We start from the raw sequence: 15926 nt of genomic DNA, 5'->3' as shown, positions 1-15926 counted from the left end.
AATTGTAACTTCTTAAGGTGGTTATTGCGGCGGGGCTCACCTCTTCCCATCCCGAACAGAGAAGTTAAGCCCGCCTGCGCAGATGGTACTGCAGTTTTGTGGGAGAGTATGTCGTCGCCTTTCTTTTAAGAATCCTTCCCGATTTATCGGGAGGGATTTTTTGCTTTTTGGAAAATATGCAAACTGTGCGGGAGTTCCGCCTTTCCTTTAAGAATCCCTCCCGATAGATCGGAAGGGATTTTCTGCTTTTTAGAGTGTCTGCAAAACTGCCCCATGATTGGATGGCAGCTTCTGATTGATTTTGGGGTGCGTTAGTGATGGGAGCGGCATCCTTTTGCGGGGCACGCAGGGCTTCTTTTCTTCCTAAACATCCATCCGCAAAAGATACAGCGGACAGCACGGCCCGGAGGGAAACGCCATTAACATTAGAAACCTTGTGCGTATAAGTGTTAAATTATAGACAATTATCGGCGGTTAGATATTGATACTTTAGACTTTTTGGATTTGAATGAGTATTTTTGCTGTTTAAATTACTTTTTAAACATGAAGAAAAATATTTTATTGTTAGCGCTTCTTGCTGTAACAGGCTTAAGTGCACAACAACGTCCAAAGTTAGTGGTGGGTATAGTTGTCGATCAAATGAAAATGGAATATTTATATCGTTTTTCAGATGATTTTTCTCCAAATGGCTTTAAAAGACTAATGAATGATGGATTTACTTTCCAGAATATGCATTACAATTATATGCCAACTTATACTGCTCCTGGACATGCTTCAATCTACACAGGTACAACTCCAGCGACTCACGGAATTGTAGGTAACGAATGGTTTAGCAGAACGCTTGGTAAAGATATGTACTGTACTGATGACGCGGGTGTTAAAACAGTAGGTGACGGTACAGCAGAAGAAGGTGCTATGTCTCCAAAAAACCTTCAAAGTACAACTATTACTGATGAAGTTAGAATGGCAACTAATTTTACTGGAAAAGTTATTGGAATGAGTTTAAAAGACCGTGGAGCTATATTGCCTGCTGGTCACTTTGCAAATTGGGCATTTTGGTACAGTAAAACAGGATCTTTTATTTCTAGTACTTTTTATGGAGAGAAATTGCCTGAATGGGTTACCGAATTCAATAATGAAAAAAACTATTTAAAATATATTAATAAGGGTTGGGATTTATACAAACCAGCTTCTGTTTATAATGAAAGTCTTCCAGATAATAATCCGTATGAAGGGAAGTTATATGGAAGTGCTGCGCCAGTTTTTCCATATGATTTAAAATCTATGTATGAGAAAAATGACGCTGGTATTATTAAAGCTACGCCTTTCGGAAATGATTTGTTAGCTGAATTTGCAAAAAGAGCTATTGAAAAAGAAGAGTTAGGAAAGGATAATGTTACAGACTTTTTAACTGTAAGTTTTTCTTCTACAGACTACGTTGGACACTTGTTAGGGCCAAAATCTATGGAACTTCAAGATACTTACTTGAGATTGGATCAAACAATAGCTGATTTTTTAGCCTATCTTGATAAAACGGTTGGTAAAGGAAATTATTTGCTTTTCTTAACAGCTGATCATGCTGGTGCTGAGAATGTAATTTATTTGAAAGACCGTAAGTATAATGTGGATAATTATCCGTCTAAAGAGGTTAAGAAAAGCTTACAGGAATTTTCAACTAAGACTTTTGGTGTAGATTTGATTCAAAATTATTCAAATTTTAATGTGTTCTTCAATAAGCAAATTATTAAGGATAAGAAATTGGATCTTGATAAAGTTAAAGATGCTTTTAAAAAGTTTTTAATTACTCAGCCGCAAGTTAAAAAAGTTTATACGGAAGAGGAAATTTTAGCTAATGCTGGAAATGATTATGCTCTTAATTTTGTAGCAAAAGGATATGATGTTACACAAAATGGTGATTTAGTTATTGTAGATAAACCTGGAATGATAGAATATACACCAACAGGAACATCACACGGAACAATTTATAGCTACGATACACATGTACCTGCTATTTTTTATGGTTGGCACATTAAAAAAGGAGAATCTTACGATAAAAAAGCTATTACAGAGATTGCTCCGACAATAGCGCAGAAAATTAAAGTTACGTTTCCAAATGGAACAGAAGCGAAAGTTATGACTGAAGTTCTGGATAGTAAAAAATAGAATAAATATTATTTTGAAAACCTGTCTTCATGACAGGTTTTTTTATGGTATAAAAAAAAGGCTTTTCAATTAAGAAAAGCCTTTTGTAATAGTGACTTAGTAAGCACTTGTTTAAGTATTAGCCTATGCGTTTGCTAATACTATTTCTTCGTTAAAAGGTAAATTCCAAGCTTCTGCAACTCCTTTGTAAAGGATTTTTCCATTTGCTACGTTTAATCCTTTATTTAATTCTTCATTTTCTGCACAAGCTTTCTCCCATCCTTTGTTTGCTAATTGTACAGCATATGGTAAAGTTGCGTTTGTTAAAGCTAAAGTAGAAGTGTAAGGTACAGCTCCTGGCATATTAGCTACACAGTAGTGAACGATATCGTCAATAATGAAAGTTGGGTTTTCGTGAGTTGTTGGAGTACAAGTTTCAATACATCCACCTTGGTCTACCGCTACGTCAACAACAACAGTTCCTGGACGCATTAATTTAAGCATATCACGAGTAATTAAGTGAGGTGCTTTTGCTCCTGGAATTAAAACTGCTCCAACAATTAAGTCAGCATCTTTAATTGCTCTTGTGATATTGTAGTGGTTAGACATTTCTGTATTTACGTTCGCAGGCATGATATCATCCAATTGACGTAAACGTGGTAAACTTAAGTCCATAATAGTAACTTGAGCACCTAATCCAGCAGCCATTTTAGCAGCTTGAGTTCCTACGATTCCTCCACCTAAAACTAATACTTTTGCTGGTGGAACACCTGGAACACCTCCTAAAAGAATTCCTCTTCCTTTTAATGGTTTTTCAAGGTATTTTGCTCCTTGTTGGATTGCCATACGACCAGCAACTTCAGACATTGGAACTAATAATGGTAAGCTTCTGTCTGTTTTTTCTACAGTTTCGTAAGCTAAACATATAGCTCCTTTTTCTAACATTGCATGAGTTAATTCTTCTGAAGAAGCAAAGTGAAAGTAAGTAAATAATAATTGATCTTTTTTGATCAATGGATATTCAGAAGCAATTGGCTCTTTTACTTTGATGATCATTTCAGCGATAGCGTAAACTTCTTCGATAGTTGGTAAAACAACTGCACCAGCTTCAGCATATTCTGCATCAGCAAAACCGCTTCCTAATCCAGCAGTAGATTGAACATAAACTGTATGTCCGTGTTTTTTCATTTCAGAAACACCTGCAGGAGTTAAGGCAACTCTGTTTTCATTATTTTTTATTTCTTTAGGAACACCTATTATCATTTTGTTATATTTTTTTGTTTTTATTGAAATTGTTTTACAAATCTACAGATAGAGAATAAATTATGGTTTAATGCATAATAAATAAGAAAATATTATTTTATTTTTTACTTTTACAGAAAAATATTCTGTTTAGAGGCAGATTTTATTCTTTAAAAAGAAAAAAAGACTAAATCGGACTAATTTTAATAAAACGTTTTCGTTATGGCTTTAGATGAAATTGACAAAAAAATCCTACGTCTGTTACAGGAAGATGCGCACTACACTTTAAAAGACATCGCAAACAAAATAAATTTGTCTTTAACACCTGTTCATGATCGGGTGAAACGTCTTGAAAAAGATGGCATTATAGAGAAATATGTGACGCTTTTAGATAAAAAAAAACTTGGAAATAATTTGACGGTTTATTGTCAAGTTACACTGACAAAACAGACTTATGATACTTCGGAAGGATTTAATCAGTCTATTTTGAATTTGCCCGAGGTTGTAGAATGCAATTATGTTTCAGGAAACTTCGATTATATGCTGAAAATCATAATTCCAGACATGGAAAGTTACCATCATTTTCACCAGAAAAAATTATCAATATTGCCTGAGGTTTCACTAATAAATACCGTTTTTGTAATTTCAGAAGTAAAGAGTACTACTGTTCTTCCTATTTAAACCAAAACAAAAAACCATCAAGAAAATCCTGATGGTTTTAAGAAAAAAAGTTAGTTTGGTTGAATTAATAATAAGTATAACGTCTTACTTTGGCAATATATTTTGCTAAACGAATTACTTGATGACTGTAACCATATTCGTTATCGTACCAAATATACAGTACAATGTTTTTTCCATCTTTTGAAACAATTGTTGCATTACTGTCATAAATAGATGGTGCAGAAGTTCCTACTATGTCAGACGAAACCAATTCGTTATTCAAAGAATATTTTATTTGCTCTACCAGTTCTCCTTCGAGGGCATACTTCTTCATGATTTTATTGATTGCCGTAATAGATGTAGGTTTTTTAACTTCTAAATTTAAAACAACAAGTGATCCATTAGGAACAGGAACACGAATCGCATTCGATGTTAATTTGCCTTCTAACGACGGTAATGCTTTTGCTACTGCGCTTCCTGCACCAGTTTCAGTAATTACCATATTTAAAGCAGCAGCTCTTCCGCGACGGTATTTTCTATGCATATTGTCAACCAAGTTCTGGTCGTTGGTATAGGCGTGAATGGTTTCTAAATGTCCTTTTACAACTCCAAGAGTTTCTTCAACTACTTTTAAAATTGGAGTTATGGCGTTTGTTGTACAAGATGCAGCAGAGAAAATATTTACTTCATCAGGATTAAAATCGTTATGATTAACACCATGTACAATATTTGGAACACCTTTTCCTGGAGCAGTTAACAAAACTTTATTTGCTCCGTTTGAGGTTAAATGTCTTTTTAATGCTTCTTCTGTTGTAAATGCGCCAGTATTATCAATAACTAAAGCGTCATTAATTCCGTATGCGGTATAATCAATTTCTTCAGGTGAATTGGCAGTAATGATATGAACGGTTGTTCCGTTTATAATTAAGGCATTATTTTTAGCGTCGGCTATTACTGATCCTTGGAAATCTCCGTGAATGGAGTCGTATCGTAATAGAGAAGCTCGTTTCTCTAAGCTTGATGCGTCATTTTTGTCACGGGTAACAATTGCTCTTAATCGTAACTGATTTCCTTTACCTGTTTTCGACATTAGCTCTCTTGCCAATAAACGTCCAATTCTTCCAAAGCCATATAAAACAACATCTTTTGGTTTGATTTCTTTTGAAGATTTTGCTTTTTTCAGCTTATCAATAACAAAATATCTTGCATCGGGATATTTTTCATCTTCTAAACGATACTCGTAAGTTAGTTTTCCTAGATCTATTTTTGCTGGCGGAAGATCTAATGATAAAACCACTTTTGCAATCTCGACAGAATCGAATATTGTAATTGGTTTTCCAACAAATTCACCAGCGTATTGATGAAGATTGATAATATCGCTAACGTTTTTATCCAATAATTGATTTTTGAATAAAACCATCTCGATTGATTTGTCATACCATAAATCGCTTATGACTTTAATTAATTCGACACCTGCTTTTCTTCGGTCGACTTGTAAGGATACCTCTTTTTGGTACAATGATTTGTTACTCATAATTGAAAAAATAAAATGCTCACTATTTTAAAATTTGGCGCAAAAGTATCCATTTCAATCGATTTCGTAAACTATTTTAGCATTTATTTTTCAAATAAAAAAGTCACCTTAATTTTCTTAAGATGACTTTTTTGAAGTTTTCAGTGACAGTCACAGTTTGCAGTTTTTAGTAACCGAAAACAGAGACTTAAATTATAATTCTGAAAATCTCTCCGTTTCTGTTGATCATTTCAATTCGTACGCTTTGTCCTTCGTCTTTTTTACTTAAAAGTTTTGAAACAGTTTCAACGTTGGTTGCTTTTACATTATCAATGCTTAGAATAATATTTCCTAGCAGTTCATTTTGATATTGCATTAAATTTTCATTGCTGATGTTTTTAATTTTTACACCATAATCAATTCTGAATTTTTTCTTGTCAGCAGCATCAATGTTTTCTAATTCAATTCCTTTAAATTCAGCGCTGTAAAACTCATTTTTGCTTAACGTTACAGGAACTGTTTTAGTTTTTCCTTCTTTAATATAAGTTACTTTTACAACATCGTTTGGACGTTTTGTATTGATATAACCTGATAAATCTGCATAAGTTGCAATATTTTGGTCATCCAATTTTACGATAATGTCTCCTTTTGTTAAACCAGCTTTTTCTGCACCAGAGTTTTTAGAAACTCTATTAATATAGAATCCTTGCGTTTCTGTTACACCCAATTCTTTAGAAGCCGTTGCATTCAATTCGCCTCCTTCAACTCCAAGAATACCTCTTTGAACATTTCCATATTCCATGATGTCCTCAATAATTTTGCGAGCAATATTAGAAGGAACGGCAAAAGAATATCCAACATAAGAACCCGTCATAGAAGAAATCATCGTATTAATTCCAATTAATTCTCCTCTCGCATTTACTAACGCTCCACCACTATTACCTGGGTTTACAGCAGCGTCAGTTTGAATGAAAGATTGTATTCCGCTTTGGTCTAAATTTCTGGCTTTCGCCGAAACAATTCCTGCAGTTACAGTTGAAGTTAAATTATATGGATTTCCAACAGCTAATACCCATTCTCCAACTTTTACATTGTCAGAGTTTGCAAAAGCAGTGTAAGGAAGTTTCTCATCGGCATTGATTTTTAAAAGGGCAATGTCCATTTTAGAGTCGGTACCAATTAACTTCGCTTTGTATGATTTTTTATTGTTTAAAGTAATTTCAATTTCTGTAGCGTCTTTAATTACGTGATTATTAGTCACAATGTACCCGTCTTCAGAAATAATTACACCAGAACCAGTTCCTACTTGTTCTTGTTGTTGCTGTCCGCCGTATCCGTAGAAAAACTCAAGCATCGGATTGCTTACGGTTCTTCTCGAAACATTTTTTACGTGAACAACAGTGTGGACAGTTTTGTCTGCGGCTTCGGTAAAATCTAGTATTTCAGCACCTAAACCAACATTTTTTCCATAAGAGTTAGGGGCAAGAGTTACAACAGAATTTCCTTTTCCAAAAAAAGAATTGTTGCTTTCAAATAATAACTTGTAAGCACCAAGAGTAATAGCACCACTTAATAATGACACTAAAAATAAGGCTGAAAATCTTTTCATATTAGAATTTGTAATTAAGTTATTAGAATTTAAGTTTCATGTTTTATTTAACGTAAAATTACTTCAAAAAATTATTTGTAAAAACGGTTTAACGCTCTTTAACAATGATTAACATTTCATTAATTAATAGTTCGTACTTTTGTATTTCTAACAACTAAAAAATGCAAATAGAATTTTATAAATATCAAGGCACAGGAAATGATTTTGTAATGATTGATAACCGTTCTAATTTCTTTCCAAAAGATGATGTTAAACTTATTGAGCGTCTGTGCGACAGACGTTTCGGAATTGGAGCTGACGGATTAATCCTTTTAGAAAATGATACCGAAACCGATTTTAGAATGGTCTATTACAACTCGGATGGAAACCAAAGTTCGATGTGCGGAAATGGAGGTCGTTGTCTTGTTGCTTTCGCTAATCAATTGGGAGTAATTGATGATAAAACGACTTTTATCGCAACAGATGGTTTGCATCATGCTTCTGTTAATACTGATTCGATTGTTTCTTTACAAATGATCGATGTTAACGAAATTCAGAAAAAAGATTCTTATACTTTCCTAAATACAGGTTCTCCTCATCATGTTCAAATTGTAGATGATTTGGAACATTATAATGTAAAGGAGAACGGAGCCGCAATTCGTTATGGTGAATTGTATGGCGAAAAAGGCAGCAATGTAAACTTTGTGAAAAAAGTAGATAATGATACTTTTTCTTTAAGAACCTATGAAAGAGGTGTTGAAGATGAAACTTTTGCTTGCGGAACTGGAGCTACAGCAGTTGCAATTGCCATGAATGCGATTGGCGAAACAGATCAAACTTCAATTCATTTAAATGTTGAAGGTGGAAAACTTGTCGTTTCTTTCGATAAAGATAATGATGTTTACACAAATGTTTTCTTAACAGGACCTGCAAAATTTGTATTCAAAGGCACAATTGAGATTTAAATCTACAATCTAAAATCTAAAATTGTAAAATGATAACATTAAAAGGCGATTCTATTTATCTACGTGCTCTTGAACCTCAAGACTTAGAATTTATTTATTCTATAGAAAATGACGAGAATATCTGGGAAGTCAGTAATACACAAACTCCTTACAGCCGTTTTTTGATTAAACAATATTTAGAAAATGCTCATCAAGATATTTATGAGGCAAAACAACTTCGTTTGGCAATCTGTCAAGACGAAGATTTTCCTGCTATCGGATTGATTGATTTGTTTGATTTTGATCCTAGAAATAATAGAGCTGGAATTGGTATTGTGATTCAGAAGGAAGAAAATCAAGGGAAAAACATTGGTTCTGAGGCTTTAGAGCTTTTAATAAAGTATTCTTTTTACAATTTAAATCTCCATCAATTGTATGCAAATATTGGTGTTCAAAATGTAGCAAGTCTTGCACTTTTTACTAAATTTGGTTTTAAGAAAATCGGAATCAAAAAAGACTGGATTTTGTATCATAACCACTATCATGATGAAGCAATTTATCAGTTAATTAATAAACAAATTTAAATTTTAAGCTTTGAGTCTAAAGAAAATAATCACAATAAGTGCCGTAGCCATTATTTCAGTTCTATTGATATATGGTTTTATTTTAGTAAGTAAAATTTTTAGTTCTAATACTAAATTTGAAGAGAAAGAAGTATATGTATACGTGCCTACAGATGCTAGTTATGCCGATGTAAAGAAAATATTAGCACCTTATATTAAGAATTTTGACAACTTTGAAATGGTTGCTGAAAAAAGAGATTATCCGCAAAATGTAAAATCGGGTCGTTTTCTTTTAAAGAAGGATATGAACAACATCGATCTAGTTCGTGCAATGCGTTCTAATATTCCGGTTAAGTTAGTTTTTAATAACCAAGAACGTTTAGAAAACTTTGCTGGAAGAATAGGAAAAGAAATCGAAGCGGACAGTTTATCCTTAATGAAAGCTATAAAAGATTCTACATTTTTAGCCGCAAACGGATTTAATGAAGAAAACGTCTTTGCAATGTTTATTCCAAATACGTATGAAATTTATTGGAATACATCGGCAGAGAAGTTCCGTGATAAAATGATTAAAGAATATAATAATTTCTGGACAGCAGATAGAATCGCTAAAGCAAAAGCGCAAGGATTAACTCCAGTTCAAGCCACAATTTTAGCATCAATTGTACATAAAGAGTCTGTTAAAAAAGACGAAAGACCTCGTATTGCTGGTGTTTATTTAAACCGTTTGCGTTTAGAAATGCCATTACAAGCAGATCCAACAGTTATTTATGCTTTAAAATTGAGAGATAACGATTTTGATCAAGTTATTAAAAGAGTTTTTTATAATGATTTAGTTATGAGATCTCCATATAATACTTACGTAAACAAAGGACTTCCTCCAGGACCAATTGCAATGCCAGATATTACAGCTTTAGAAGCAGTTTTAAACCCAGAAAAGAACGATTATATTTATTTCTGTGCAAGTGTTGACCGTTTCGGATATCACGAGTTTGCGGCAACATTGGCAGAACACAATGTAAACGCAAAAAAATATTCAGACTGGATCGCTAGTCAGGGCGTAACAAGATAATTTTGTTTGTCTAAATAATATTAAAAAAACCGAAGTCAATTTTGCTTCGGTTTTTTTGTTTTCTTTTTGAGGCGAAAATGTCCTTTAGAACTAAAATTTATCAAATTGCTATTTTGACGATTTTATAGTTTATCATAATAAAAAAATAAACATTTATTAATGAAGAATTTTATAAAATTCGAAAATTGCTTTTCAAGATTTGCATAAAAAACCACTATTTTTATGTAAGATAATACTTTCTTTTTAGCCAAAAAAACTTAAAATTTATATAAAATACGTTTTTTTTTGACCTCATTTTTCAATTTTTAAGGTCAAAAAAATAAGCTTCAAATCTTACGGAAACCATTATCATAACTGGGATGATCGCGATTTACGGTTTTACGTAAAAAACGCTAAAGCATTGGTTTTTAGTATATTTTTGAAATAACTTATCTTTGCACCGTAGAAATTTCAAGAGGGTGACAGCGTCTTGAAGAAAAACAATTTATGATAAAGAAATGGTATTTTTATGCGAGTTTAGTCGTTATTATTACATTTTTAAGTTTGGGATTTATTCCCTCAGAAAAAGAAACCAAACCTTGGTTTTTAATTGAAAAAACAGATGGATCAGAATATATTTTTCCATCAAAAGAAAAGGATGATTATCCGAACACCAACGTCCCATACACAGGAAATCATCTAATAGGATTTAAAGAGGCAGTAGCTTTTAAGGAATCACAAGGGCAATACAGACTAGTAAATTCTCTTGGTTATATGGGTAAATATCAATTTGGTTCTAAAGCTTTGAGAGCAATCGGAATTAATGATAATAAAGCCTTTTTAAAAGATCCTGCTCTACAAGAAAAAGCTTTTATAGCTTTGTTAGCCAAAAACAAATGGATTTTACGTTACGAAATCGAAAAGTATCAAGGTAAAATCATCAGTGGTATTGAAATTACCGAATCTGGAATTTTAGCGGCAGCGCATTTAGGTGGTGCAGGTTCTGTAAAGAATTTTTTCAAAAACAAAGGAAGCAGACATTTTAGAGATGCTTTCGGGACTTCTTTGAAAAGCTACATGAGAGATTTTGCAGGTTACGATCTTTCTTTTATAGAGGCAGATAGTAACGCAACAGTAAACGACTAAATTAAAAGAGGTTGTTTCACATTTGTAACAACCTCTTTTTCTATTTTTTATGTTCTTTCATGAGCTAAAACGCTATCTCAAGAACTTTATTTATTTTCCGTATCGCTAATAACTGAAAACTCCGACTGCTAACTTTAATCTATTAAGGCTTCTAAGATTTTTATAGCTGCTTCGCCTATTTTAGTTCCAGGTCCAAAAACGGCCGATGCCCCAGCATCGAACAAGAATTGATAGTCCTGAGACGGAATTACACCGCCTACAATTACCATTATATCTTCGCGTCCATGTTTTTTTAGTTCTTCTATTACTTGTGGAACCAAAGTTTTATGTCCAGCAGCAAGTGATGAAACGCCTAAGATGTGAACATCATTTTCCACAGCTTGTTTTGCGGCTTCTGCAGGAGTTTGAAATAATGGGCCAATATCTACATCAAAACCTACATCGGCATAACCTGTTGCAACTACTTTTGCACCTCGGTCGTGACCGTCTTGTCCCATTTTGGCAATCATAATTCTAGGACGTCTACCTTCTTGTTTAGCAAAAAGATCCGCTAATTGTTTTGCTCGCTCAAAATTTTCGTCATTTTTTATTGCTGCACTATACACTCCGCTAAAAGATTTGATTTGTGCTTTAAAACGGCCAAAAATAGTTTCCAATGCATTACTAATTTCGCCTAATGTTGCTCTGTTTCTCGCAGCTTCAACGGCAATTTCCAGTAAGTTGCCTTGTCCATTTTGTGCACAAAGGATTAATTTTTCTAGTGATTGATTTACTTTTTTAGAATCTCTGGTTCTTTTTATTTCTTCCAGACGTTCAATTTGTTGTTTGCGAACCAATTGATTGTCTACATCTAGAATATCCAAAGGATCTTCTTTTTCTAAACGATATTTATTTACGCCAACAATAATATCTTGTCCGCTGTCAATTCTTGCTTGTTTTCTCGCAGCTGCTTCTTCAATTCGAAGTTTCGGAATTCCAGCTTCAATCGCTTTGGTCATTCCTCCAAGTTCTTCAACTTCTTCAATTAGCTTCCACGTTTTTTCAACAATATCGTTTGTCAGGCTTTCAACATAATAACTTCCAGCCCAAGGATCTACTGTTTTAGTAATTTTGGTTTCTTCTTGAAGAAATATTTGAGTATTTCGAGCAATTCTAGCAGAGAAATCTGTTGGAAGCGCAATAGCTTCATCTAAAGCATTGGTATGCAAAGATTGTGTTCCTCCAAAAACCGCTGCAGAAGCTTCTATACAAGTTCTCGCCACATTATTAAACGGATCTTGTTCTGTTAAACTCCATCCACTAGTTTGGCAGTGTGTTCTTAAGGCTAAAGATTTATCGCTTTTTGGATTAAACTGTTTTAATAATTTAGCCCAGATCATGCGGCCAGCTCTCATTTTGGCAATTTCCATAAAATGATTCATTCCGATCGCCCAGAAGAAAGATAATCTTGGAGCAAAATCGTCAATCGTCATTCCAGTTGATAATCCAGTTCTGATGTACTCTAAACCATCGGCCAAAGTATAAGCCAATTCAATATCTGCCGTTGCTCCAGCTTCTTGCATATGGTAACCGGAAATGGAAATAGAATTGAATTTTGGCATTTTTTTGCTTGTAAATTCAAAAATATCAGCGATTATTTTCATCGAAGGAGTTGGAGGGTAGATATAGGTATTTCGTACCATAAACTCCTTTAAAATATCGTTTTGAATTGTTCCTGCCAGTTTTTCTGGACTAACGCCTTGTTCTTCTGCAGCAACGATATAAAAAGCCATAATAGGTAAAACAGCCCCATTCATGGTCATAGAAACCGACATTTCGTCTAACGGAATCTGATCGAAAAGCACTTTCATGTCTTCAACAGAATCAATTGCAACACCTGCTTTTCCAACATCACCAACGACTCTTTCGTGATCTGAATCGTAACCGCGATGTGTTGGCAAGTCAAAAGCGATGGACAGTCCCTTTTGTCCTGCAGCTAAATTTTTTCTATAAAAAGCATTGCTTTCTTCTGCCGTAGAAAATCCCGCATATTGTCGAATGGTCCACGGACGTCTCACATACATGGTAGCGTATGGTCCGCGTAAATTGGGTGCAAAACCAGCTCCGAAATCAAGAAATTCCAATTCTTCGATATCTTTCTCCGAATAGTTTTTTTTGATTTCGATTCCTTCGGCAGTCGTAAAGTTGTCAGAACTAGAATTAACTTCTGGTTCCTGACTTTTAACTTCTAGCTTTATATTTTTAAGGTCTTTTCTCAATTTAAATATGGTTATTTAAGTGCGATTAAATCTCTTTTGATTTCTTCTAAAAAGTCATTGATGTTAGAGACATCATTTGGATTTTTTAAATAATCTTTTGTTCTTTTTCTAACTTGATCAATTTGCCACTCAGGAATTTTGTATTGAAATTCATCTATTGAATCGTTTTCAACTGATATTATTTCATTAGGTCTTTTCATAATACTTTAGTTTAAATTCAATAATTTATTTCACAATTTTATTCAAGCTCCAATCTTTCTTGCTCCATTTTTTCAGCCAATCTCTTTTCGATAATTGGTGTAATTAATGTTTTTCTTGGTTTTATTTTGACAAAAGGAAACAATTCTAAATCATGTTTCATTCGGTCTTCTTTGTTTGGATATTTATTCGTGCCTAAAAGAATTTCTTTTTTAGAATCGAATAATTCCTGCTCTTTATTGGCACTTTCTTGAATCTTCTTTTTGATGGTTCCATCATTTAAAAGTTTTATGAAACCGCCATTGGCTTCAATTTCTTTAAATAACGCCAAACTTTTTTCTGCCAATTGCATAGTCAAACTTTCGATATAATAACTTCCATCGGCTGGATTGTCTACTTTATCAAAATAACTTTCGTGTTTTAAAATCAAAAGCTGGTTTCTGGAAATTCGATCTCCAAATTCGTTGTCTTTATGGTACAATGCATCATAAGGTAAATTGGCAATTGCATCGGCTCCTCCCAAAATTGCAGACATGCATTCGGTTGTGGTGCGAAGCATATTTACATTGTAATCGTAAATTGTTTTGTTGCGTTTAGTCGGAGTTACCAGAAAATTGCATTTTATTTCCGAATTGTATTCTTTAGCAATTAAATCGAATAGCATTCGAAGCGCTCTAAGTTTGGCAATTTCAAAGAAATAATTGGTTCCAACTGAAATTTGAAAAACAATTGATTTTGTTTCGGCAGAAAAACGATTTAAATATTCGTTTGCATGCGCTAAACTATAAGCAATTTGTTGCGTAATATTAGCTCCAGAATTTTGATACAATCCCAAATCTATACTTAGCAGATTTAAATTGGTCGTGTTTTTAAAGAGTAGATCTACAGTGTCGAAATTATTTTTCTCAGAAGTTGTAAACCAATTTCCTTCTTTTGCTAATTGTCCAATTGGATCAAAATTGCAATAGAAATTAGCTTTTTTCTGGATCGAAATAGTATCTAATTTTTTAACGAAATCGATTGAGATAAAATTGAAATTAAAGTAAACGGTTTTGTTTTCTAAAGGAAGATTCTCTAGTAATTTTTGAACATCAATTTTATCGTTTTCAATTGTAAAACGAAGACTTTCTGCGCCTCTTTCTAAAGTGTTTAGAGCGCGTTCGATAGACTTTTCTACATCAAAAACAAAGATATTTTGGCAGATTTTAAAATCTGAGACTTGTGTATTTACATTTGCTGCTTTAGTAAATTCATCGCTATGATAAAAAGGTTTTACCTGAATATCTTCTGGAGAATTCCAAATAACAGTTTGATTATAATCGGCTCCATCTAATTCAAACTGAATTTTTTGTTTCCATTGTTTGGATGAAATCGGATTAAAATCGTCGAATAGGTTAGTGGCCATTGTATTTTGTTTGATTATTCTTTTTCTTGAATGGTTTCTCCTTCAAATTGTATGATATAAATATCCTCACTGTCTTTTTTCATGAAATACTTTTCGCGAGCATATTTCTCAATTTGTTCAGGATTTTTAAGCTGTTTGATCTGCTCTTGATCTTTTTTGATCTCGTCCTGATAATACTTTTTATTATCCTCAAGTTCATGAATTTGCTCATCTAAAAAGCGATGATCAAAATAGGAGTAATTGTCTAGAAATAACATCCAAACAATAAAAAACAGCAAAACCCAAACGTATTTGTTTCCTAGGTATTTGAACCATTTTCTGTCTTTGTATGGAATTTTAAATTTCATTTTTAAACTAATATTTCTTTTGAATTTGAGTCTTGTCTTTAGCCCCGATAGTAGTGAAAATCCTTTTATGCCGGGGTTCGGCACAAAAGATTACTTCACTTAATTTTTATTTTCATTGGAGTTCAGTGAACTCCGTTTGTAACGAATAGCGGGAATCAGCTCCTAATTATTATGGTTTAAATTTACGATAAAAATTATGAAATTCTCTGATTAATTACAGCGCGAACTACATCTATTGCTACCGTATTGTATTTGTCATTCGGAATAATAATGTCTGCAAAAGCTTTAGAAGGTTCTATAAATTGCTCATGCATAGGTTTTAAAGTAGTTTGGTAACGGTTTAAAACTTCATCAATATCACGTCCTCTTTCTGAAATATCTCTTTTTAAACGACGAATTAATCTTTCATCAGAATCGGCGTGAACAAAAACTTTAATATCAAACATATCTCTCAATTCTGGATTTGTTAGAATTAAAATTCCTTCTACAATCATTACTTTTCTCGGATGTGTCGAAACGGTATCGTCTGTTCTGTTGTGCTGAATAAAAGAATAAACAGGTTGGTCAATTGTTTCACCTGCTTTTAGTGCTTTTAAATGCTTAACCAATAATTCGAAATCAATTGCTCTTGGATGATCAAAGTTGATTAATGCTCTTTCGTCAAACGATAAATTATCAGTTTGTTTATAATAAGAATCTTGAGAAATTACCCCAACTTCTGTATGTGGCAATTCGTTCATGATTTGGTGTACTACTGTTGTTTTTCCACTTCCTGTTCCTCCTGCAATTCCTATAATGAGCATAAAATTTTTGTTTGATATTTGTTTCGCAAAAATAATAATTTAACTGAATCGCTAAACATTTAATGT

Annotated in this window: 14 protein-coding genes and 1 rRNA gene; 7 read left to right on the top strand and 8 right to left on the bottom strand. The window is 33.3% G+C overall.

Features of this window, described 5'->3' with window-relative positions:
- Positions 1-13: 13 nt before the first annotated feature.
- A 5S ribosomal RNA gene (gene rrf, locus NCC77_RS20065) occupies positions 14-123 on the top strand.
- A 420-nt stretch (positions 124-543) separates the two neighbouring features.
- Positions 544-2163: an alkaline phosphatase PafA gene (pafA, locus tag NCC77_RS20060; RefSeq protein WP_250837171.1), complete on the top strand. Its 1620-nt coding sequence runs from the start codon at positions 544-546 to the stop codon at positions 2161-2163.
- A 123-nt stretch (positions 2164-2286) separates the two neighbouring features.
- On the opposite strand, the gene ald is transcribed toward pafA, so the two are convergent.
- Positions 2287-3405: an alanine dehydrogenase gene (ald, locus tag NCC77_RS20055; protein ID WP_250837170.1), complete on the bottom strand. Its 1119-nt coding sequence runs from the start codon at positions 3403-3405 to the stop codon at positions 2287-2289.
- Positions 3406-3606: 201 nt separating this feature from the next.
- Between ald and NCC77_RS20050 the strand changes: the two genes are divergently transcribed.
- Positions 3607-4065 carry an Lrp/AsnC family transcriptional regulator gene (locus tag NCC77_RS20050; RefSeq protein ID WP_073416996.1) on the top strand — a complete coding sequence of 153 codons (459 nt, stop codon included), beginning with the start codon at positions 3607-3609 and terminating at the stop codon, positions 4063-4065.
- A 64-nt stretch (positions 4066-4129) separates the two neighbouring features.
- On the opposite strand, the gene NCC77_RS20045 is transcribed toward NCC77_RS20050, so the two are convergent.
- Positions 4130-5578, bottom strand: a complete 1449-nt coding sequence (locus tag NCC77_RS20045) for a glyceraldehyde-3-phosphate dehydrogenase (RefSeq protein WP_250837169.1) — start codon at positions 5576-5578, stop codon at positions 4130-4132.
- Positions 5579-5765: 187 nt separating this feature from the next.
- The gene (locus NCC77_RS20040; RefSeq protein WP_095931875.1) at positions 5766-7166 is read right to left on the bottom strand and encodes a trypsin-like peptidase domain-containing protein; all 1401 of its coding nucleotides are present in this window, start codon (positions 7164-7166) and stop codon (positions 5766-5768) included.
- A 161-nt stretch (positions 7167-7327) separates the two neighbouring features.
- Between NCC77_RS20040 and dapF the strand changes: the two genes are divergently transcribed.
- The 4 genes from dapF (at position 7328) to NCC77_RS20020 (ending at position 10849) form a co-directional block, all read left to right on the top strand.
- Positions 7328-8110, top strand: coding sequence for a diaminopimelate epimerase (dapF, locus tag NCC77_RS20035; RefSeq protein ID WP_250837168.1), 783 nt, complete (start codon positions 7328-7330; stop codon positions 8108-8110).
- Between the two features lie 29 nt (positions 8111-8139).
- A complete protein-coding gene (locus NCC77_RS20030) occupies positions 8140-8673 on the top strand; it encodes a GNAT family N-acetyltransferase (RefSeq protein WP_095931873.1) in 534 nt (177 codons plus the stop codon).
- A 10-nt stretch (positions 8674-8683) separates the two neighbouring features.
- On the top strand, positions 8684-9724 hold the full coding sequence (gene mltG / locus NCC77_RS20025; protein ID WP_250837167.1) for an endolytic transglycosylase MltG: 1041 nt from the start codon (positions 8684-8686) through the stop codon (positions 9722-9724).
- A gap of 486 nt (positions 9725-10210) precedes the next feature.
- Positions 10211-10849, top strand: a complete 639-nt coding sequence (locus tag NCC77_RS20020; RefSeq protein WP_095931871.1) for a peptidoglycan-binding protein LysM — start codon at positions 10211-10213, stop codon at positions 10847-10849.
- Positions 10850-10983: 134 nt separating this feature from the next.
- On the opposite strand, the gene scpA is transcribed toward NCC77_RS20020, so the two are convergent.
- The 5 genes from scpA to udk form a co-directional block, all read right to left on the bottom strand.
- Positions 10984-13107 (bottom strand): methylmalonyl-CoA mutase, encoded by a 2124-nt coding sequence (gene scpA / locus NCC77_RS20015; RefSeq protein WP_250837166.1) that lies wholly within the window; start codon positions 13105-13107, stop codon positions 10984-10986.
- A gap of 11 nt (positions 13108-13118) precedes the next feature.
- On the bottom strand, positions 13119-13307 hold the full coding sequence (locus NCC77_RS20010; RefSeq protein WP_250837165.1) for a hypothetical protein: 189 nt from the start codon (positions 13305-13307) through the stop codon (positions 13119-13121).
- Between the two features lie 38 nt (positions 13308-13345).
- Positions 13346-14710, bottom strand: a complete 1365-nt coding sequence (locus NCC77_RS20005) for a methylmalonyl-CoA mutase subunit beta (protein ID WP_250837164.1) — start codon at positions 14708-14710, stop codon at positions 13346-13348.
- Between the two features lie 14 nt (positions 14711-14724).
- Complete coding sequence (locus tag NCC77_RS20000) at positions 14725-15057, bottom strand: FtsB family cell division protein (RefSeq protein WP_250837163.1); 333 nt, start codon at positions 15055-15057, stop codon at positions 14725-14727.
- A 194-nt stretch (positions 15058-15251) separates the two neighbouring features.
- On the bottom strand, positions 15252-15860 hold the full coding sequence (udk, locus tag NCC77_RS19995) for a uridine kinase (protein WP_250837162.1): 609 nt from the start codon (positions 15858-15860) through the stop codon (positions 15252-15254).
- Positions 15861-15926 lie beyond the last annotated feature (66 nt).

This window comes from Flavobacterium tyrosinilyticum (assembly GCF_023656565.1).
Classification (GTDB): domain Bacteria; phylum Bacteroidota; class Bacteroidia; order Flavobacteriales; family Flavobacteriaceae; genus Flavobacterium; species Flavobacterium tyrosinilyticum.
The sequence above is the reverse complement of the archived record's forward strand: the minus strand, read 5'-3'. Positions and strand labels throughout refer to the sequence as shown.

Coding starts and splice junctions, on each gene's coding strand:
- pafA (WP_250837171.1), top strand. CDS start 544: ATGAAGAAAAATATTTTATTGTTAGCGCTTCTTGCTGTAACAGGCTTA.
- ald (WP_250837170.1), bottom strand. CDS start 3,405: ATGATAATAGGTGTTCCTAAAGAAATAAAAAATAATGAAAACAGAGTT.
- NCC77_RS20050 (WP_073416996.1), top strand. CDS start 3,607: ATGGCTTTAGATGAAATTGACAAAAAAATCCTACGTCTGTTACAGGAA.
- NCC77_RS20045 (WP_250837169.1), bottom strand. CDS start 5,578: ATGAGTAACAAATCATTGTACCAAAAAGAGGTATCCTTACAAGTCGAC.
- NCC77_RS20040 (WP_095931875.1), bottom strand. CDS start 7,166: ATGAAAAGATTTTCAGCCTTATTTTTAGTGTCATTATTAAGTGGTGCT.
- dapF (WP_250837168.1), top strand. CDS start 7,328: ATGCAAATAGAATTTTATAAATATCAAGGCACAGGAAATGATTTTGTA.
- NCC77_RS20030 (WP_095931873.1), top strand. CDS start 8,140: ATGATAACATTAAAAGGCGATTCTATTTATCTACGTGCTCTTGAACCT.
- NCC77_RS20020 (WP_095931871.1), top strand. CDS start 10,211: ATGATAAAGAAATGGTATTTTTATGCGAGTTTAGTCGTTATTATTACA.
- NCC77_RS20010 (WP_250837165.1), bottom strand. CDS start 13,307: ATGAAAAGACCTAATGAAATAATATCAGTTGAAAACGATTCAATAGAT.
- NCC77_RS20005 (WP_250837164.1), bottom strand. CDS start 14,710: ATGGCCACTAACCTATTCGACGATTTTAATCCGATTTCATCCAAACAA.
- NCC77_RS20000 (WP_250837163.1), bottom strand. CDS start 15,057: ATGAAATTTAAAATTCCATACAAAGACAGAAAATGGTTCAAATACCTA.
- udk (WP_250837162.1), bottom strand. CDS start 15,860: ATGCTCATTATAGGAATTGCAGGAGGAACAGGAAGTGGAAAAACAACA.